Source organism: Sphingomonas sp. 35-24ZXX (genome assembly GCF_000786215.1).
Classification (GTDB): Bacteria; Pseudomonadota; Alphaproteobacteria; order Sphingomonadales; family Sphingomonadaceae; genus Blastomonas.
Map to the genome: position 1 here is coordinate 886,605 of NZ_JROG01000003.1, position 20,417 is coordinate 907,021.

Annotated in this window: 11 protein-coding genes; 3 read left to right on the forward strand and 8 right to left on the reverse strand. The window is 59.5% G+C overall.

Annotated features, from left to right (window positions below):
- Positions 1-6: 6 nt before the first annotated feature.
- From LI72_RS06740 to LI72_RS18965, 6 genes are all read right to left on the reverse strand, one after another.
- Positions 7-2,355, reverse strand: a complete 2,349-nt coding sequence (locus LI72_RS06740; RefSeq protein ID WP_033924982.1) for a protein kinase domain-containing protein — start codon at positions 2,353-2,355, stop codon at positions 7-9.
- A gap of 455 nt (positions 2,356-2,810) precedes the next feature.
- Positions 2,811-3,794, reverse strand: coding sequence for an SOS response-associated peptidase (locus tag LI72_RS20465; protein ID WP_231562386.1), 984 nt, complete (start codon positions 3,792-3,794; stop codon positions 2,811-2,813).
- Between the two features lie 591 nt (positions 3,795-4,385).
- Positions 4,386-4,808 carry a helix-turn-helix domain-containing protein gene (locus LI72_RS19970; RefSeq protein ID WP_156139507.1) on the reverse strand — a complete coding sequence of 141 codons (423 nt, stop codon included), beginning with the start codon at positions 4,806-4,808 and terminating at the stop codon, positions 4,386-4,388.
- Positions 4,809-5,112: 304 nt separating this feature from the next.
- Positions 5,113-5,994, reverse strand: a complete 882-nt coding sequence (locus LI72_RS19975; protein WP_156139508.1) for a hypothetical protein — start codon at positions 5,992-5,994, stop codon at positions 5,113-5,115.
- Positions 5,995-6,085: 91 nt separating this feature from the next.
- Positions 6,086-7,840 carry a tyrosine-type recombinase/integrase gene (locus LI72_RS06755; RefSeq protein WP_033924984.1) on the reverse strand — a complete coding sequence of 585 codons (1,755 nt, stop codon included), beginning with the start codon at positions 7,838-7,840 and terminating at the stop codon, positions 6,086-6,088.
- A 737-nt stretch (positions 7,841-8,577) separates the two neighbouring features.
- Complete coding sequence (locus LI72_RS18965) at positions 8,578-11,424, reverse strand: SEC-C metal-binding domain-containing protein (protein ID WP_052129568.1); 2,847 nt, start codon at positions 11,422-11,424, stop codon at positions 8,578-8,580.
- Positions 11,425-11,995: 571 nt separating this feature from the next.
- Between LI72_RS18965 and LI72_RS06765 the strand changes: the two genes are divergently transcribed.
- Entirely contained in the window at positions 11,996-12,955 is a 960-nt protein-coding gene (locus tag LI72_RS06765; RefSeq protein WP_052129569.1) for a hypothetical protein, read from the forward strand.
- Between the two features lie 167 nt (positions 12,956-13,122).
- On the opposite strand, the gene LI72_RS06770 is transcribed toward LI72_RS06765, so the two are convergent.
- Positions 13,123-13,389: a hypothetical protein gene (locus tag LI72_RS06770; protein WP_033924985.1), complete on the reverse strand. Its 267-nt coding sequence runs from the start codon at positions 13,387-13,389 to the stop codon at positions 13,123-13,125.
- 60 nt (positions 13,390-13,449) lie between these two features.
- Positions 13,450-17,229 carry a hypothetical protein gene (locus tag LI72_RS06775; protein ID WP_033924986.1) on the reverse strand — a complete coding sequence of 1,260 codons (3,780 nt, stop codon included), beginning with the start codon at positions 17,227-17,229 and terminating at the stop codon, positions 13,450-13,452.
- A 1,326-nt stretch (positions 17,230-18,555) separates the two neighbouring features.
- On the opposite strand from LI72_RS06775, the gene LI72_RS06780 reads away from it, so the two are divergent.
- Together LI72_RS06780 and LI72_RS06785 are read left to right on the forward strand one after the other, a co-directional pair.
- The gene (locus tag LI72_RS06780) at positions 18,556-19,293 is read left to right on the forward strand and encodes a hypothetical protein (RefSeq protein ID WP_033924987.1); all 738 of its coding nucleotides are present in this window, start codon (positions 18,556-18,558) and stop codon (positions 19,291-19,293) included.
- A gap of 384 nt (positions 19,294-19,677) precedes the next feature.
- The gene (locus tag LI72_RS06785; RefSeq protein WP_033924988.1) at positions 19,678-20,355 is read left to right on the forward strand and encodes a DNA-binding protein; all 678 of its coding nucleotides are present in this window, start codon (positions 19,678-19,680) and stop codon (positions 20,353-20,355) included.
- Positions 20,356-20,417 lie beyond the last annotated feature (62 nt).

The window sequence follows — 20,417 nt, forward strand, 5'->3', positions numbered from 1 at the left end:
TGCAGGTCAGACGAACGCGAGAGCGTCTACCGCGTATTCGCCGAGGTCTTTCATCTCCCGGCGCAGTTCCGCCTGCTGCTCTCGAACGCGCTTTTCCTCGCGTTGCAGCTCGCCGATCTCGCTGTCGATCTGGGTATTGGTCTCATCCACCTCCCGCGCGTCGGCCTGCGTCTCGTCCACGTCATCTTCAATGGTCGCTGCGCGCTCGGCACGCCGTTCCGCGATCTCGTCGGCAATTGTCTCAGACCGGCGCAGCAGCTGTATAAGCCGCTCGACCTTCATTCCGACCTCGACAGCCTTACGATCCACGCCGTTCTCACGGGCCCAGCGCTCCATGTCCCTTTCGGCCGCGAGCCTGACCTCCCGTATCCAGCCCTCTACGCGGCGGTCGAGCAGTAAGGCCTTACTTGCGTCGGAGATGCGCGGCTCGTCGGGGCGTCCAATGCGGATCATGTCAAGGCCAGGCGCTACCTTGGTGACGCGCTCGAGCACGTTGTCGAGCGCTATGTGAGTCTGCGAGGAAAGCATGATCCGATGGCCGGGGTTGCGTTGCAGCCACTGGATAATGATCTCGGTGATTAGCTTAGTCTTGCCAGTACCGGGAGGACCCTCGATGGCAAGAACATCCTCAACACCGAGCGCTTGCGCCAGAATGGCGCGCTTTTCATCATCGATGTCCGGGTCGCTCGGCGTCGCTCCGAGCACTGGCGTGATCGGTTGCGCGGTCTGCGGTTCGAGCACGACAGGCTTCAGCCGCGGGCTTACCGCTCGGTCGAACACGACCGCGTCCAATGCGTGGGTCTGATGCGAGAGCGCACGCTGGGCCGCCACGGTGTTTATCGCGATCTCCCCGCGCCTCTGCGTCCGCCCCGGGTCGCCGGTTGTCACGTCCATCGTGACGATGTTGAACGCGACGCCAGAAACCCTGCCGGCGACTTTTCCCCCAGGATAGTGGACGACGCGCTCCTGCCCGATCAATTCCTCCTTCTGAGCCAGTTCGGTTGTGAACACGATTCGATCGCCGACGATCTCCCGTCCCAAGTAGGCAATAGTGCTACCCCGCCGAGCCTCAAGGTCGGCCCGGTCGCGAAGGTAGCCCCGCCAGACGCGGAAGATGCGCTGGGTTGCGAGGGCGTCTCTCTCCGCCTTGTGCGCCGCATGGGCTGCACGGGCCTCGACGATCAACATGCGCAGCCGCTGCCCGACCTCCTGCGCGTCACGAGGACGGGAGAACATCGGCCTTACGGGTCGGACGAGGCCAGAGGCGCGCAGATCCGCAGCGTAGGCGGCGCCGATCTCGGCAGCATGCGTCACGTAAAGGAGATGGTGCTCCTTGCCGGCGACTATCGCCTCAAAGCGCCATGTGGCGCCGACCAAGTCGATGCGCTCGGCATCGCCCTCGACGGGCGTGCGCGCGATTATGCCACAGACCTCGAAAAGTTCGGCGGTGACGAACGCCTCCACACTATTTCCGGAGTCGCTGTCTATCCGACGCTCGAACAGCGACCGGGTTTTGGGGTTGAACTGCAGAGCGATGGTGATGGTCTCCGCCGACCGCGCATCCGCCTGTGCCATCGCGTCCTCGATATGGGCCGTGAGGACCGAAGCGAGCGGAGGACGGCGCGACGGCTCGGTATCAAGGCAGCGCTCAATGATAGGCCGAATGGCCGCAGGTAAGGCTGCCTCTTGGAGAGCCGTCCCCAAGTCTTCGTCGTTCTCAAGAATGCGCCCCGTCACGCAGGACACTGCAACTGCCGCAAAAGCATAGCAGTCCCTGGTGAGCGGATGATCGTTGTCTGGTTTCGAGGGGGTGTAACCCGGCGTGTGGTCAAAGCGGAAGGTTAGGCCCTGGACCGCCCAGGATCCGCCGTTGTCGAGCAGCTTGGCGATTCCATAGTCGGCGAGCTTCGCGACCCCGTCCGCCGTGACAAGGATATTCTTGGGCTTGATGTCACGATGCGCAATCTGACGCTTCTGTGCGAGTGAAACCGCGTCTAGGATAGGTTCGCCAATCCGGTCCCAAAATTCCGTCCACGTCATGGGACCTTCTCGCAGTAGGACATCCTCGAGGTTGTCCTCGATCCACTCCAGTACGATGAACCAGTGCCCCTCGTCGTCCCTGTCAATCTCCACGAGGTCTACGATATTGGCGTGGCGCAGGGCCTCGAGGGCTGTGGCCTCGCGCTGAAATGCTTCTTTCGCGCGGGCATCGTCCGGTCCAAACGACACTCGCTTTACAGCGACCATTCTGTTCGCCTTGGTGTCAAACGCTTGGGTGACCGTTGTCTGCGCACCACGCCTCATGTTCTCCGTCAGAAAGTAACGCTCATTAAGCATTTCAGCAGGCGTGGTCACCTCGCACCCTCCTGGCGCGTGGTGAAACGAGGCAAGTATAGCAAGAGCCACCGACGAACCATTCTCAACAACTTCCCCTGAACTGGGCAGCTGTTTCAAAGTATGCCCATCGGTGGAGATTGGGCGCATCGTCGCACTGTGGTCAAGGCCGGCGGCGCCGATAGCACCAAATTGGCGCAGATTAGATCGCTTCGAAGGATACATTGAGCCCTTCCCAAGAATCGCTTCACTGCCAAGATTGCATTAGCGCGATAACCTCGGCAAGCCGGTGAAGATCGAGCTACGAATTATCTGTTTGAGCAAGTCATTAAACTTCACACCATGGCTTACCCGACAAGAAACTCTGCGGACTTTCGGCGAAACGCTTGGGCTTGAGATTGAAGCTCAAGAGCGTGCCGTTGTGCGATTGAGAGCGGATATTCTGTGCAAAGATATCACAATGAACGCGTGAGTGCTCAGCGACGAACCCAAAGCTCGCTCGTCGCCTCAACGCGCATCGCTTCAGCCGGAAGCGGCCGGTCAAACCGGTAGATCTCATGCAGCGGCGCCGTCAGCCACGTCTGCCAATCCTCGTGCGTTAGGATCACGGGCGACCGATCGTGGACGTGCGCAAGCTCTGGAGCGTTTTCTGTCATCACGCCGGTGTAGCACATGCCCCATTCGTCCGACTCACTCCAAAGCCCCGCCCAGGCGAACAGCGGCTGGTCCTTCACGGACAACCATGTTTCGGTCATCTTGCCCGGCGTGCCAACTGCTTCTGCGTAGCGTGACGCCGGTATCAGACAGCGATTCTCAGGCTGCGATGCCCATCGCTTCCAGAACGCGCCCAGCTTGTCGAACCTTGCGTTGTTGACGGGCTTCGGCTTGAGCGGCTGGCCTCGTTTGCCGCGCAGCACCACGGGGAAACCCCAGATCATCTGTTCCAGCACCATTTTGCCGTCATGCAGCCGAACTACCCAGCCAGGTTCCTTGGGATGCACGGTCGCCGGCCCTTCATTGTAGTCGCGCAGAACCTTGGCGGCGAAGTGGTCTTCGATCCGTTGGCGTTCGCCAGGCTGATAGCGGTTGCACATGCATGGAAGCTGAGGCGTGCCACTGCCCATGTCAATGTCGTGGGCATAGCGGCGTGCCCATCTTGCGCGCTGCTGCAGGCAAGGCCTCTCCAGCGTCAGCTTGAAATACCAGGTGTCGAGAAAACCCATCAGCGTCGTTACACGGTGATCCTGTGCGCCGCCTTGCGTATATGCCCAGTCGAAGGGAACATCGAGCACGGCCCAGAAGCTGCTGCACTGCCAGTCTGCAGCGACGCCATTGCGGGCCAGCCAGCTCAGCGCAAGCCGTTGCCCCCAAGTTCGGTGCACTGATCCTGCCTGAGCTTGCGCCAGCGCGTCTTCCAGCGTGCGCATGGCAAGCGCCGCAACCGGGTCATTGCCGGGCATCGTGTTGATAGATTCGCATGCGAGGATTGGAACATATAAAGAACAACGTGGTCAAGCAGGATGATGCGACCGAGTTCAACCATGTCCTCGACAACCCTGGCCACCGCCGTGGAGGGTGACCACGCCGCATCGTGTGGCCACAATGGGTCTTCGAACACCGACATCTCGACTCTTAGCCGCCGCTGGTTTTCAACTCCGTGATCTCTGTCTCGATCTTCGAATGCAGGCTGATTTCTAATGGGTTTCGTTTTGCTACCTAGTGACTGAAAAAAACACCAACTCTATATATACCCGTAGGGTATATAGAAAACGATTCTTACGGACCATATGACAATATGAATGTAAGTTAATTTGAATCTCTCTATACGTGAGTGTGCGCGAAGACAATTATCGAACTAATTAAATACAAGTCGCCGCGTTAACTTTATCTTCTTCGGCACCTGCGATGGATCGATCCGTGATCACATCGACCATGTTTTCAGCATGCTACGACAGTATTTACCGAATTTATTGCCATTATTCCGCTTGGCGCGCTCTATACTGCCCGCCAAGGGGTTGCCACGCCACGATAGGCTGTAGTTGGCTACGGGACTACCCTTGGCCGGCCTTCGACGTCTGGCGGGGCTCTCGGCCAACATTGCGATCGGCGATGACTTTCGCCACTGCGGCGATGCCGTCCGGGTCACCGATCGCTGCAAAGGTACTGGTCATCAGATGGTCCAGGTGCGCCAGCTGCCGATCCTGCTCTGCCATCCAGATGTCGTGCTGGGCAAGCTCGATGCGACTACGCCTGATCGCTCGCCGGTTCTGCTTGGCGACGAACGGCGCCATAAACTCATCCAGCCGGCAGTCTTTCTGCACGCCACGCTTCTTGAGGCCGGCCGAGATGGCCTGGCGGCTCACGCCAAACCGTTCGGCGATACGCGTCATTGGTCCGTGACCTTGCTCGTGAAGATCGACGATCTGTTTCCATTCAGCAGGGGTCAGGCGGCGGGCTTTGAGTGAGTTTTCCATCCGCGATTATAGCATTTTGCGGCTTCTACCGCGACTGGAGACTGCTCATACACGGCGGTCGGCAGCACAGATCGGTATCTTGCTGGTGTCAATTTCGTGCGATGAGGCTGGGTCGCTGGCAATGGCGCATCTGCCTCGTTTCACCGCAACCCATCTGAATGAGCGCGGCATACCATTGCCGAAGAATGCATCACACCTGGCTTGTGGCGTCAACTTCGAAAAGCTTTTTCGCATCCTTGCGGCAAATATTGTCAATAAGAACACTTAGTATAGTCAAGCCAGGAGCTCGAACACCGCGAAATTGTCAGGGTGTTTGGGGCAATGGCTCGCGCCGAAGCAGCGCATGTCCTTCTCTCACCGCCCGCGTAAGCGACTGGCTCATGTACACGCGCCGTCCTCGCATCCTCAGATCATAACGGTGAACATTCTTGATCATGTAGCTCGCCCACCTAGCCCTCCCCGGCAAGCCACCATTCTTGCGGTCGATACCCAAGCTCAGGTCGGGGGCAAGATCATAGCCGCGTTCAATCACGATAGCCTTGGCAGCATTAGGCGTACGTCTCTGCACACCTCCCAACCACGCCATTTCAAGCGCCTGCTTAAACAGCGTTAGATCATGAGGACTGGTGGGCACCACATACCCATGCACATGGATGTCTGTGCGGGAGCGACCATGCCGTGTTCTCGCTTCCAGCACGTAGCAGTATTCGACGTTAGCAATGCCCCTCTGCTCAAGCCGTTTTCTCAAGCGACGTTGTAAAGTGACATGCACAGCATCAAGCCGACCAGATGCTACGGCTCTAGCAGGAACTGACTCAACGATTCTTGATGTGAAGCTGTGAGCACCGACTTCACGGCCCAGTATCCAACCCAAGGTGATCTTCCATGATTCTGAGGTGTGCTTCCACCTTGGAATGCCTGAATGATGACCATCTGTGACGTGGTAAGGGTGGTCGATTTCAGTGAATACTACGAATGGATGATCGACCACGCGGTAGCCAGGATATGGCGGGTTTGCGTCCTCTAACCAGTATCGGCTGATCTCTGCCTCTTTCAGGATGTCAGCGATCCACGCATTCTCGTTCTCGATGCGTCGTTTCAGGGCTCGCTTCTCGCTGTTTACGAGAGGTTTTTTCCGCCTTGATCTGGGGGAGTCGTTCTTACGCCGCGCAGATATCTTGTTCACGTGAAGGGCCCGTCCCACGCGCCAGGTGCGACAGAAGTCTGTGCTTTGATGATCCACGCTGATGACTTGAGCCTGAGCCGCCGACCAGTGATCATGTTGCCAACGAGCTCAAGCGCCTGACAGAGTTCAAACCTTCGACGGCCAGCGTCGGAAACTTCACCTTTTCGATCATGTCGCTCAACATCTTGATGCTTCCCTGCCGGGTGGTGCCATAGCCAGCTGTGGTGGATGGCAGGGAATGGCCAAGCACCACGGCGATGGCAATGTCGAGCTCGTCAGCGTCGCGGAGCTTTTGAGCCAGTGTATGTCGAAACGAATGTGCGCCGATGCCATCGTCGCCTTTCTTCTCGCCGACCTTGGTCAGATAGTCCCGCCAGAACCTGGACGGCGCGGAACCGATGTGATCTCTGTCGTTCTTGGAAAGGCCTGCGAACAATGGCTGAGTCAAATCACCACTTGCATCTTGAGAACGCCGCTCGACCATGTCCAGGAAGCCAATAGAGACCAGTTGCGAGTGGATCGGCATGATGCGGCTTGTCCCTGATTTCGTTGCGAGGCCAGCCGTTTGGTCATGGCGTATGTGCATCACGCTTGTGCCGAATTCCGATTTGATGTCGCATATCTGAAGCTGTGCCACTTCGCCGATGCGCAAGCCGGAGAAAAGGCAGGTGAGCGGGATCCAGTAGTGCCATGTATCCGCGTGATGGTCACCCCGCACGTGCAAGCTGTGAGGCCCGGCTGAACCTGTGAATAGCGGGGTCGCGAAGATTCGGCCGATTTGCACATTACTGAAGGTCGGTCGCCGGTTCGATGCCTTATCGATTTCGATAAACAACCCAAGGCATGGGTTTGTGACGTCGTCACGCTCTGCGGCCAGATAAGTGAACAAGGCTGACACCGCTGAAAGGTATTTGTTCACCGTCTTCGAGCTCAACAGCTTTCCTCCGTGAGTTGGCGCGTCAGCAGCAATCTGATCGAGTTTCCAACCACGATAGTGCGCCAGCTTGTTCAGATTGGCCGGACATCGGAGCAACGTGTCACGCCAGTTCCGCACCGTAGAACGGGTGACTGTTCTCAGGTCAGCGTCAACGCCAACATAGTCGGCAAACAACTGCACGACGATCCTGTCTTGGGTCAGGGTATCGGCCCGCTTTCTGCCGGCTGCCGCACGGCGCGACGCATAGGTGTCGAATTGCGCAAGCAACGTCATTGATGGGTCGGCTTGGATCACTGTGCCGGCTGCGTCAGGGACGGCGTTTGCTGCTTCTGCGGCCAGAACCATGGCAGAAGTGAGCTCTGGGTGAACCTCGCCGCCGAGTCGTTTGGCTTCCATCTCAAGCGCTGTTCTGAAGAACTCCGCCGATTGGGCCAGGACAGCTTGATGATATGGAAGCGAGCCATCGAATTCGAGCCCATGATCCCTAAACATCGCCTCGACTGCGGGAACCATGTGGCTATGGTCACCTGCCAGAGAGCTGCGATTGACCATTAAACCCTTCGGTAACAGCTCATTCTTGATTGTATCGAACCCAGCCAGCCCACCTTCCAATCGGCGCTTCTCGAAGAGGGACGCCGCGGCGACATAATATCTGCGATAGGCAATGGGTCCAAAATCAATATCGGAAGGCGCGGGTGACGAAAGACCAGTTTCGAGTGCTGCTGCTTTTTGTTGCCATTCAGCCAGAATGGGAATTGCCAAGCGTTCAGCGGCTCGCTTGTCAGAGGTTTTGAGGCTCTTGGTCCATTCTTTTACGCCCGTGGTCCTGCGGGCTTCCGGGGGAAGCGGCCAACGAAGCTGCCAGTTGGAAGTGCCCTGGCGCTTGTGCATATAACGATCAAGCGCCATCTGAAGAGTGTTAGCGCATTACCACCATTTGTCTAGCGAGGACGGTGATCAACGAGAGTGGGACTGATAGACGTTTGCGCGCCAAACTGATAGACACGCAATTCTAAACCACTGTTTTTATTGGATTTATAAAAATGGTCGGGGAGACAGGATTCTAGACCACTTTATCTACCGTTTTGACCCACGGAAATCTGCCGTTTTCGGATGGTAGCCGGAGGAATGTGCGCGGCTGATGTGCAAGTGTCCAGTATCTGGATCTGGCTGGGGATAACTATGTCTCGCCATCGTCCGGCAGCGCCGTCCAAACGCCATTGGAGCGGCTTCGATAACACCAATTTCCATCCCCCTGTACACAAAGGCGGCGAACACCAACCGAACAACCGGTGTGCTTGCACTTAGTAAACTCGAACCGCACCCAGCACCGCAGATATTGGGGGCAACCCCGCGCACAATCTCGATACACTGCAAACAGCTTTTTAGGCCTTTGGCTGAAAGGCCGGGTCCAGACAGCGAATGGCAGAAAGCGGCCATCCAATCTGCCAATCGCCAACGGCAGCCCTCGACCAGAACAGATCGTTCCAAGTCGTCGAGGTGCACGTCCGATCCCGACAATAGCTGCCAATCGTAGCCGGCTGCAGAACACGGAAGTGAAGAGGTCGCGCGCTATTGCCTAAAAAAAATGACTAGGGCTGGGCGCCAAATTGCTGATCCTCAGACCGGCGGAGGACGGCGGTCTGCTAACGCTTGCCGTGGCAACGCTTATATTTGCGGCCCGAGCGGCAGGCACACAGATCGTCCGGGCCCTGCCTTCGGCCAATCTGATCGGGATTCAGCAACATCTGCATTCCCCCTGGCGGGCGGCGCGGTTTGAGCGGTTCGGCGAGACCTGTGCGGATGGCCTCGATCAGAACGATCTGATTGCGAAGGTCGAGCAACCTTTCAGGGTCCGCGTCATAGTTCAAGACCGCCTCCATCTCCTGATCGGCAGCAGCAAAGTCGCCACACCATGCGAGGATAACAGCATATTGCGATCGCGCCCCAAGGATCATGTCCGTCAATTGATAGTGCGCGATGAGCGGGAAGGCGTGTTGCTCCATGGCGTCGCGCGCACCGTCCGCGCTGCCTATAAAATACAGCATGTCGTCGGCTGTATCGCATGCGGCCACGGCTGCGGATCTACCCGCCTGATACAGGGAATAGAGCTTGCACGCCTGGATCCGTCGCAGCATCGGCGACAGATCGAGCTTCGTCATCGTCGTCGCCCACAAGTTGAGCGAATCCGCGGTGCGCTTGATCTCGTCGCGATCCTCGACATCCTTGAATAGCCGGACCAGGCCCTCGCCATTGGCGCCCGGCATCTGTCGCTCGGATATGCCCATGGCCGCGAAGGACTCCGCGATCAGCGGCTCCAGCGCGTTCCGAACCGCAGAGTAGGCGCCCGTTCGATAGAGCGCGACCGCCCGGTTGTAGCGCAGGATCCGCGCCATGATAGGATCTCGCGAAATCTTTCGGCCTGCGGCCGACAGCCGTTCAATAGCCTGGCGATCCTGATTTGTACCTGCGATGATGAGCTGTTTGAAAATGAGATTGAGCCGCTCCCGGGCTTCGAACTCGTTCCCGGCAACGATTTCGGCCATCTGGGCGACGCGGTCTTCGTTCGGGGTTCCGCCATCGCGGCTCTCCCAGTAGGCGAGGGCATCGAGCGCCCAGAAACGGTCGCGCGGCGAGTAATCGGGATTGTCCGCAGCGGCGACGAGTGTGTCCCACATCATCGCCATGTTACCTTGCTCGTAGAACATCTCGCTGGTTGCGAGATCAACGAGCACCTCCGTCTGGCCAACCCGGGGAAGGAGCCTGACGAGGAACGTCAGACGAGGGATATCCTTGTGCTGCCGCAGCGAAAGGACCAGCTGCATGTGCAGGGCTTGGAGCGCAGCGGCGCTCGCCGCGGGTTCAAGCGTGGCGAAGTGTCCCGCCGCTAGCGGCCGCAGCGCGTCGTGTAAGCCGAGCCCCGCTTTCGGGAATTCGACCAGGAATGCGGCGCGGCGCAGGGCCCTTAGAGCACCCGCAATCGCCGCTGGTGCACCGATCGTGGCGAGATAGGCGTCGATTTCCGCACGCTGCAGCGGAACGTCGCACTGTCCGAGAAGCGCGGCCGCTTCACGGGCTGCGGCGGGTAGCGACTCGAAACTGGCTTCGAGGATGAGATCCTGGGCGGTGTCCTGGTCCTGCGTCCGCGCCTCAATCACGGCGCTGAAAGCGGTCGCGTCGCCGCCATATTGGTTCGCCGTCAGCTTCGCAGCGTTGGCAACGAACAACGGCAGGGCGCCGGTCAAGCGCGCTACCCGCTGGGCCTGCTCATATGAGATCGCGGAACCCTCGCTCGCAAAGATTGCCGCGATCGCGTCCTCGTCCAGGCCGCGCAGGGCCTCCGATTGAATCTGGAGCGTGGCTTCGAGCACGGGCGCTTCGATCCAAGGCTGGGCGAGGCCAACGAACCGTTGATGTGGCGCGCTTTCCACGATCTGCCGAATATCCTCAGCACCGAGGCGGTGGACGTTGTCGAGGACGATCGTCGCCGAACCACCACTTTCATGGAGTAGCTGGTCACTGTAGCGCAGGGCATCGAGACCACCGTTCGGAGGCAGCTGCACGCCGCCGGTGCCGCCCCCCATGAAGCGGGCAACGATTTCGCGCGCGAGATTGGTGGGAACTGCGCTAGGCGGTAGGTCGCTGACATCAAAATACAGCGTGGGCTCGGGAACGAGCCGTGCGCTCGCGGCGGCCCAGGATGTTTTGCCGGCGCCCGAGAAGCCGATGATCAGGCGAACGCGTTGCTTGCTCACCAAATCTGGTTCGTCGCGCTGCGGCCGATATGGCGAAGGCGGGTTGGGAAAGTCCTGAAGCTGGAGCACCAACTGCTCGAGCAAGTTGCCCAACGTTTCCGCCGGGAAGCTGTGATCGCGGGCGCCGCTGGACGCGTGCTGGATCAGCGTCGCCATCTTCAGCATCAAAGTTTCTGGGAGAAGACCACCGAAGGGAACGGCAGCGGCTGCCTCGCATGCTATATCGTACATGCCTTCCAGAGTCGCGTGGGCGTGCGGAAGTCCGTCGACAGCACCAAGGCCAGGCGATATGATCGCGACGTCCTGCGGCCATTCTGCGGCCGCCAAATCCGCCGCGAGAACAGGACCGGGTTCGGCATTGGAAACGATGACAAATCGGGCCTCGCCCTGGCGCTCGCCGCCTGCCGCGTGGACGCCGCGCAGCGCCTCAAAATTTTCCAGCGCGCTCGCGATATCGCTCTGCCGTAGCGGATGCTGCCGCGTCTTAACCTGGATGTAGATTGTCCGTTCAGGCCGCCTGAGTTCGATATCCTCGTCTCGCTCAACAACCGTGGTCGCACCGGCCTCCCGACCCAGCGAGAGAAGGAGCGCGGCGGCATAGAGATGCTGATAGAGGAACCCTTTGTGTACGGACTCGATACGCCTCAGCTGCGCGGGATCCAGCACGGGTGGTGCGGGAACAGCCGCCACATGATTTTCATTTCCTGCCGGGATCGGTTTGAGGTGGTGGTCGGTCATGCGTGATGAATAACAGGGATGGCCGCGACCGTCAGCAATCCTCGATCAGCGACCGCATCCTCTCGACAATTCGCGCAATGTAGCAACTGCACAATTCTGCGCGACCGGTTTAGGGGGGATCGACTCAATCAGGCCCTCAGCGGTGGCGAAGAACCGAAACCTGAGATCCTCGAAGGCCGGGGCGTCCGTCATGTCCACAAGTGACCTTCCTTAATGGCTGGCACGTGCGGAAGAATGTCGCGGTTCAAGAACGAATGGTGATAGCATTGGCGCGCAACGTAAGACCACGCCATCGCTTGTAGCACCCTCTCCGCCGCGGGTGCCGCGTCGAAACGATGTATGGGAAATCTCAGGGACCGTACCTCTGTCATGACTGCTCAGATGGAGTGATTCCATCGGCGCGCAACCTTACAGATAGGCGTTTGACATTCACGGGGTCATGATGCGGTGGATGCTTATGGTTAGGCCCTCACGGCACCTGTCGACGCTTTGTTGTGCTGGCGGCGTCGGATTAAAGCGTGCAGAATGCCGTTCTGGCCGCACCGAACGCGACCGAACGGCGGGGCTGAGGATGGTCGACGCAAATGAAAATAATGCACGCATTCCAGGTGTGAGTGACCGCGAAGTTAGGCGGTATCGTATCTTCAGCTTCGACTTTGATTCAACGCCGAGGGACCTGACCGAAACGCCTGGAGAGGACTGGAGCGAAGAGGCGAAGCTCGAATGGCAACAGCGGCGAGAACAGAGTATCGCCTGGATTGCACGCGACTATGGCGAGCGAAATCTCGACCAGAAAGTCGCCGACTTCGCTGCCTTCGATGCCAAGCCCTTTTCGATTGTGGCGCACCACAATGTGATGTTCGATCATGTGCGCGCCGCGTTTGTTAGTGGCGGCTATTATGCCGCCCTGACAGGCGCATGCGCCTTGGGCGAGCGCATCCTCAATCACCTGATGCTCGACCTTCGCGACCATTATAAGGCCACCCCACAATACAAGCACGTCTATCGTAAGGACTCGTTCGACCGTTGGTCGCTCGTCATCGATACACTTGCGGCGTGGAACGTCCTGCTTCCTGAGGTTGTCGATGCGTTCCGAGAACTGGAGACGCTGCGCAATCGGTCGATCCATTTCAATGCCGAGACAGCTACGCAGCTTCGCGTAGACGCACTGTCGGCTGCTGGCCTCTTGAGCCAGATAATTGAAAAGCAGTTCTGTGCGTTTGGCCTACAACCCTGGTTTATCGAGGGGACGCTGGGGGCGGGGTTCATCAAACGCGAATGGGAGTTGGACCCGTTCGTCGCGCATTATTATTGTGCGAAGAATGTCTGTGTCGGCCCGTTTCATTCAGTCGATTTTCATCCGAGCGATGGGTGGCGGTTCGTCGACCACCCTGATTACGGTGAATTTGGCATCGAGATCTTGACCGACGAGCAGTTCAAAGATTTGTTCAACGATGCGAGTCCGGAAACTCGCGCCTGCGTTGCGCCTGATGATGCCAAAGCCGCGACGATCGACCCTCCTGCGGCTTGATTTTTGCGTCCTCTGTCAGCTGGGCGGGAATGAAGCCGCCGAGGCCAAGCTGCAGATTGGCGATTCTGCGGAAGGTAAGGATGGCGAGTGCTTTCGGCGAACCTTGGAATCTTCGAAAGTTCGTTATTGGGCCCATCGGCGGAGAGTTGTGCAAGCTGACGACCAGCTTAGCCTTCCTTCTTCAGCGCCTCGTACTTTGCGGAGAGCGCTGGGCTATCCTTCGCGAGGAGCGACAGCATTGCCTGCTTCACGTGGCACACGCCTTCGGGAGTGCGGAAGCACTGGGACATGATGAACGTGCTCCATGCGCTGCGCACCTTTTGCGATGGCGCGACCTTGCACTGCAGGCGCAGCTTGTGGGCGTCCGCCGCGCAGTCGTCCAAGGCGAACGTGAAATTCTCCTCGATCGCGTGCGCAGGGCCTTCCGTTATCACCCGTCCTGCCGTGGAGCAGGAACCGCGGCATGTAGTGATGCTTGACCGGCGGGTTGTTGCTCATTCGAAAAGGCTGTTATCGGCGGCCTCGCGCTCGTCCCACCGCCCTATGTTCGCCTCTAGGCGCTGCCCCGCCTCCGCAGCCCATTCCCGGACCGCGGCGCTCTCGTGCCTCGCCATCGCAGCGACGAGCGGCCTGCGGCGGACGAAACGCAGAGAGAAAGATCCACTGCCGCCGCCCGAGAAGAAGCGGTTCTCGTATGTGCGCAGCACGCTCACATTGTCGGGGCTGAGCGCCAGCAACTCGAGGGCCATCGGCGACCAGTCAAGGCTGGAGCCGTCGGAGTGCTGTATAGTGTACGGGATGAAGTTGGCGAGCTTGACCGAGCGCTCGGCCGGATCCTCGCGGACCCAATCGCACATGACCTTCGTGTCGATCTTGAACTCGTTAGCCTCGAAGTCCTCATCGTTGCGGCGCAAACCACCGAAGAAGCCGCCGATCAGGTGGTCGTTGTCGGACTTGGCGACGATTTCGTCGAGAACGACCAGGGGATGGAGCCGCATGAGCGTGGAGGAGATCGGGCCGACGTCCGGATAGGAATACGGCTTGGCCTTGGCGGCGGTGACCATGGCTCGGCACACGCGTCGTGCTGCCGCCCCGGCGCCGTCTCCGCGCAGCGCGACCTTGGCGATGACGTCGATGCCATGGTCCTGTCGCGCGAAGTCGTCCGAGTAGATTTCTGGGCGGGTGAGGAGGTCGCGCCCAAGGTCGACGAGCGCCTCATCGACCGCTAGCCCGTCGCTGCGGTCGCCGAAAATGCGCATGTGCAGCACCTGCAGCGCGGGAAGCGCTCCGCCTTCATGGTCGAACAGCTCCCGCAGGAACCGCGTCAGCGCTGGAGCGGGAATGGTCTTTGTCACACCGCCGGCCATCAGTATCGCGAACCGGTCCGGTGCGACCCGGCCCTCTTTTAGCGCGGTCCGAAAGCGTTTGATGGCCGCCTCGTCCAGTGGCACGGCGGTGTGGAGCTCGACGAGATGCTGGCTGAGCAAGGGGTCCTTCACGATATCGTCCAGCTTGCCGGACACCCAGTCGGGGCTGTGGAATCGCGAGCCCTGCAGCACGCCGTCGAGGATCGACGGGTCAAGGTCTTTCGGCTCGTGGGCCTCGAGAGCCCCGTATGCCTGACGCCACAGTGCTTCCGGATCGCGCGTCGCACGCGCCAGACCGACGCCGAACTGCCTGGCGCTGTTGAAGCCTCCGCGGCGCGTCGCTCGCGCGAGGTGGGGGCCCAGCTCGGTCCCTTTGCGTGCAAGGCACTTGCCCATGGCTCGCGCGAGCAATCCGACGTTGCGGGTGGGGGACTTCTCGCGGCCGCTCGGATGCCAGTGTCTCCACGGTTCGCCGAGCACGAAGGCCTCGAAGAGGTCGTCGACCGTGCGGGGACGCATGTCCTGCTCGAGGCGGCCAAGGGCCACCCTGTCGGCCTTGCCGTCGCGCCGTTCCTGGAAGTGGAGCGCGCCGTTAACGTTGCGCCAACCCTCTTCCCAGAAGCCATTATCGCCGACCTGGCGCATCGCCTCCATGGCGAGGTCCGCAAACCCGGCGGAGACGTGCTCGCGGAAGTGCTGCGCGATCAGCTGCCGCGCCCGTTGCGAAAGGGCGCCGTCGCCACGGGACACCGATACGAGTCGGTCGTACGCTGCTTTGAACCAAGGCTCGTACCCGTCACCCTGGTAGGGTCGCCATTCGCTCAGCAGGGCGCGAGCGCCGAACTCCAGATTCAGCGACGAGTTGAAGTGCCCAGCATCCATCATGTGGTCGAGCGCCTCCACGCCGAGCGACACGACCCGTTCATCCGGGCTGGCAAGCATCGCGTCGAGGGCCTGCAGCCGCTGCGCCTGCGGGGCGTGCGTGAATGAGAGGATCGGCCAGAACCGTTCGAGCAGGTGGCTGCGGGCGCGGAGTTCCTCGCGAACCTCCCCATCGGCAAGAGCGAATTCGGTCAACACGGCCACGACGCGTTGGAAGAAACGGGCGTCGTGTGCGATCTGCACGAGCAACTGCGAATAGTCGCGCCGACGCTCGTCTGGGGTCAGCAGGCGATCACGGTCTGGCCCCTTTAGCTCGCGTTCGATGGCCGCGAGGGCCGCTTCCGGGTTGCACGGCGCGATGCGCACGAAGGCGCCGCTGAACTTACCGTCGAGAAGTGCGGGACGCCCCAGCGGCCCGGCCCGCTCCAGCAGGAGGCGTGCAATCTCGACCGCCTCGGGCACGTCGTGGAGCTGACCAATGCGACGCGCGAAGGACGCGAAGAGCCGAAGCGGACCCGCGCTGAACGCGGCGATGAGGGTCGCCGGGTCGCTCTCGCGGATGAAGGGGGCCGCCAGCATGTTGGCGAGCGGCTCCGGCATCACCGCCCTCTGCGGTCCACGCATCTGCACGATGCCCCAGTCGAGAAACCGCGCCACCGCGCGGTGGAACCTCGCTGGCGTGATCTCGGCGATCCCGGCGAGGGTCGGGTACTCGGCGGAATGGTCCCCGTGATCCTTTACGTAGAAGGCGTAGACGAGGGACGCGACCGCAGCGCACCTCCGTGCGTCGTCGTCGGCGCCCTTGCGTTCGACCTGAAACAAACGGTCCAGGAGCTCGGAGTCGTTCAGCTTCGAGAGGTCTACGGCTGGCCCGCTGGCCTCCGCGATCTTCAGAGCGATGCGGGCGTTGCCGCCGGAGAACTTGGCGAGGTGGTCCCTCTCGGCCCGGCTGAGCTTTGGGAAACGCTGATCGAGCAGGTCAACGAGCACGCCCTCGCTGTTGTCCGCGAGCGTCACGAGCAGGCCGACAGTTCCTTCGCCATCAACGTCGTAGTCGATCGTGAGGAGGCTCGCCCGGCTCGTATTGCGCTTCACGATTTGCGCGAGCTGTCGGTGAAGCTTCTGCGCACAGTTGTCGACGACGATGATCGCCTCGGTGCGGCTTGATGCAAGCTGCTCGGCCAGCAGCGCGGGGCTGACCGCTGGCTGAAGACCCGCGTCGGCGTAGATCGCGGAGGAGCGCGGGAGCTCGGAGCCGCCTTTCAGGCGCTCGTCGAAAAGCGCCTCGGCGAGTCGGGTCTTTCCCATGCCCGAAAGTCCGATGAGACGGGCCGCGTTTCCCGGCACCGCCAGATGCGCCCGCATTCGTGATACGGCTTCGCCGACCGGCACATATACCCCGGCGACCTGGGCGCGGTTGGTCCCGTCAAGGACGTACGGGCCGCCGGGTTCGGCCGCCCCTGACCAGTTTCCACAAGGTTCCCAACCGCCACGCGAACGTCCGAGCTTCCCAAGCAGCCAGGCGGCGAGGCCGACGTGCTCGTTGGCCCAGCGCGCGATCCGGTCTGCGCCGTAGAAGTCCAGCGCGATGCGGTCGCCGTTCGGCACGTCCACAATCGCGTCGCGCATCGCCGTGATCCGCGCGTCGTACGCCGATGCTGACGGGTCGTCGGACGAGAAGAATATGTAGGATCCACGCTTCTTAACCAGCTCGGCGAAGATCGGGCGCGGCTTGCCCTTGGGGCACATTTCCTTTGCGATTTTCGCCGGACCCATGGTCTCGGACTTAGATTGAAAGAAGTTCGTCCGACGTGGAAACCACGCTCGCGGTTTGGGCTCGCCGGTCCAAGCGATGGACGCGTCCACGCCGCCGTCCCCTGCGGTCTGGTTTCCACCGACGGATATCCCAGTCGCGGCGATGCCCCTTGCCTTAGCCTCGGTCTCGAGCAGATGTCGCAGTAGCTCGCGTAGGCTTTCATCGGAGAGGTCGGCGACCATCTCCTTGGTAATCTCGAAGGGTCCCATGGTCAGCGATCCTGCAACCGTAGAGTTGGAGCGCGATCGAAACATTTCGATAGTCTTACCCGGATTGCCGACGCCGACTTTGTTAGAGGCAAGGAAAACGGAGGAACTAAGAGATTTGAGCGGCTCATCAGGGCATCGTGTCAGTTGCGATCAATGGCCGCAATGGTTCGTTTGCAGCGTTGATGCCCAGCCGTTCGCTTCCCCTGCCCGCCTTTGGAATGAGCCGGACTCTACCCGCATACGGAGTAAACTTCGCGACTCAGGCCACACACGACTAGACTTCGACACCTGTCGCGTCGACCAAGGGATTATGCCATTCAACCAATGGCCCAGTTGCGCTTGCATTATGAGATCAGGCGAGCGAAATCTCGGTGTCAGGTTTTGGCGAGAGAACTGCCGTTAAACACGTCCGATGGGAATGACTGCAAAGTCCCAGATCCGGCTACCCGAAGCGGTTGGAAACTATGCCCGCTTTCAGGCAATCGGCGGGCAGGCCGTATGGCGGATGAAAGGACGCATCCTTGAGCGGCAGCTCGTTCAGCTGCGGAAATGCGGAAATTGGGCCGGTTGCACTTGGACAGCCTCAGGTATCGCATTAAACGCCTATTGATCGAGCGACGATGAAGACGCTCGTTCTCTGCATGGCATAAGCTTAGATCGATACCCACAAAACCTAATTCGTGGATCATTTTCTAGGACTGGTTACGCCAATACCATTTTGGTAAATGATATCGTAACTAACACCTGCAAACTGATCGTATATGTCCTATTTCAGGACTATAATCGGCCGATTTATCTGTTGTTAATTACCTCACACTTTTTTATCTCTATTTCTCATGACGATCCCGCACCAATATCAGCGAAACGCGCCCCCCGCGGGATCGAATATGGACCCAGAGGTCACAGAAGCATTGGGGACCCTCCTTGCTGAAGCTGGCAGGATACTTCAAGCGCTCATTGGTCGCGGAAGCGTCGGAGCGGGTTTACACCGCCGCTCCTCATCGATGATCGTCTGGTTCGTCGTATCAATGCTAAGAGCATGCGTGGTCTTTCGCGATTTTCAAACATACAGAATACATAAAGAATCGTCGAACTTAATCGACGCATGCAACGCACACCCGCCTTCTTGCTGGGCTGCTCCGTAAAAAATTCCTCGCCGTTATCTGTCGAGCGATCGGTCACCAGGCTGATTGCGTCCAAGAATAATGTCCGAGTGGATCAAAGGTGTGTTCGACCAACATACGCAGGTTACGCACCTTACGCAGGTTACGCACCTTACGCAGGTTACGCACCTGCCTGATCTGCTCCGTGAGGAGCAAAATTGTTATGAAGAAGAGTGACGAATGGGCCGACCAGAACACGGTCGATGAAAAATGCAGGCAAGTGATGGCCGAACGCGGCTGTACTCCTGAGCAGGTGAGGCCAGTTTGGATCGCCGAAAAACTTGGCATGAGCAAAGCTGGCGGGCACCTGTATGGCCAGGTGCGCGACTGGCGGAGGCGGGAGTGCAGACCTGATCCAACCTTGTTCGCTGAACTTCCTGCCGATGCGGCTAGCGATATCCGAAGCATCACCAGCGATTTGGCCGACGGCATTGTCACGGTCGCGAAGCGGATCCTGCGCGATCAGGGTGCCATAATCGAGCAGGCCGCTTCAAGGAAGATTGCAGACGCTGAACGCCGCCAAGCTGAGGCAGAAGCTGAGTTGGCGGACGTTGCAGCCGAATGGCAAGAAACCGAAGACGCTCTGGCTGCTTCGCAAAAGAAAGTTGCGGCGCTTACCGAAGAGCTGGCGCAATCGGACAAGCGTGCAGAACGCCTACGTGGGCGAATTGAGCAGCTGAAGGAAGAGCTCGGGCACAAAGGCTCGATGACCGAGCACGCAACCCCAGTTGCCGCCAACCCTGTTCAATCGTTGCGGTCAGAAAGCCCGGTTGGCCACCAAGAGCCCGTGGTGACGCGCCCTACCGGTGCGCCTGCATCCGCTCCTACGCCTCCGCCCACAGCATCCGATGCTGACGGCGAGGCTCTGGCGAAGCCAGATGATGAGGGTCCCATTCGGTGACCCCCTGCCCGCACCGCTGTCGTCATGGCGGCGGTGCGGTATTTCCAGCCGCACCTTTTCTGACGCTTGATCCATGGCTGGATCAGCCACGGCCCATCCGACCATTTGGAAGCCCAAAGGGGGCGCTCCAATCAGAACAAACCGTACATCGCCACCGAGACATCAAAGTCGCGGATAATTGTGACCTAAATATCACATATTTCACAAATTTATTTATTTCTAAATTAATTTGCAATTACGCTTCCGCTTTGAGAAAACTCGATCCTACAAGACAGCTCACCTTGTGAAGTAAATCATCAAGGTGGCGCGGGGCACTATCCACCTCGTGCCTGTACAGATAACTGTACGTACAGGGATGTACGTACGAGTACAGGAGTTTACCCAATGGGTCGAATAACGTTTGGTGCCGTCACCTTCGACGACGTCTACAACGCTGTCCAGCTTTTGTTGGATGGCGGCTACGAAATCGGTGACATATCTTTACGGAAGATCCGTGAAGTGATGGGCGATCGAGGCAGCCTTGCCACCATCGCCAAACACCTCGAGCGGATCAAGGTGCGCAAGGACCGTGGCGAAGCGTTCGACGGGACAGAGCTTTCCAAGACTGACGTCGAAGAGTTGTGCGCTGCCGTTGACGCAATCGTCTATCGCCGAACATTCGTCTCTCAATGCGAGGCCGCGGAGCATAAGAGGGTTGTCGCGGAGCTAGTCACCAAACACGAAGCCGAATTGGAAACCAAAGCTGAAATCGTGGACGACCTTGAGGAGCAGGTATTTGCGCTCGAATCCGAATGCGGGAACCTCAAGATGGGTGTTGACTGCTTGGAACGGCAAATTGCCCAATTTGAGGGAACGGTTGAAGCCCTTCAGCAGGTCATAGCAACACTTGCGCCAAAGCCGGGAGAAAACGCGCCGCCAGCCAGCATGGTCGGGCATGCGGCTATGCAGCAGGATCAACCATCTGCGGTTCCGGTCGATCAACCCTCCGTTGATCGTGCCGAAACCCAGGTTCGTGGCTGCCACAACGACCAGACGGGCGTTGTTCGCAAGGAACAAGGTTGATCCGCTCTGGCCATACCGCCGCCGCCATGGCGGCGGTATGGTTTTCCCGTTTGCCTTTTACC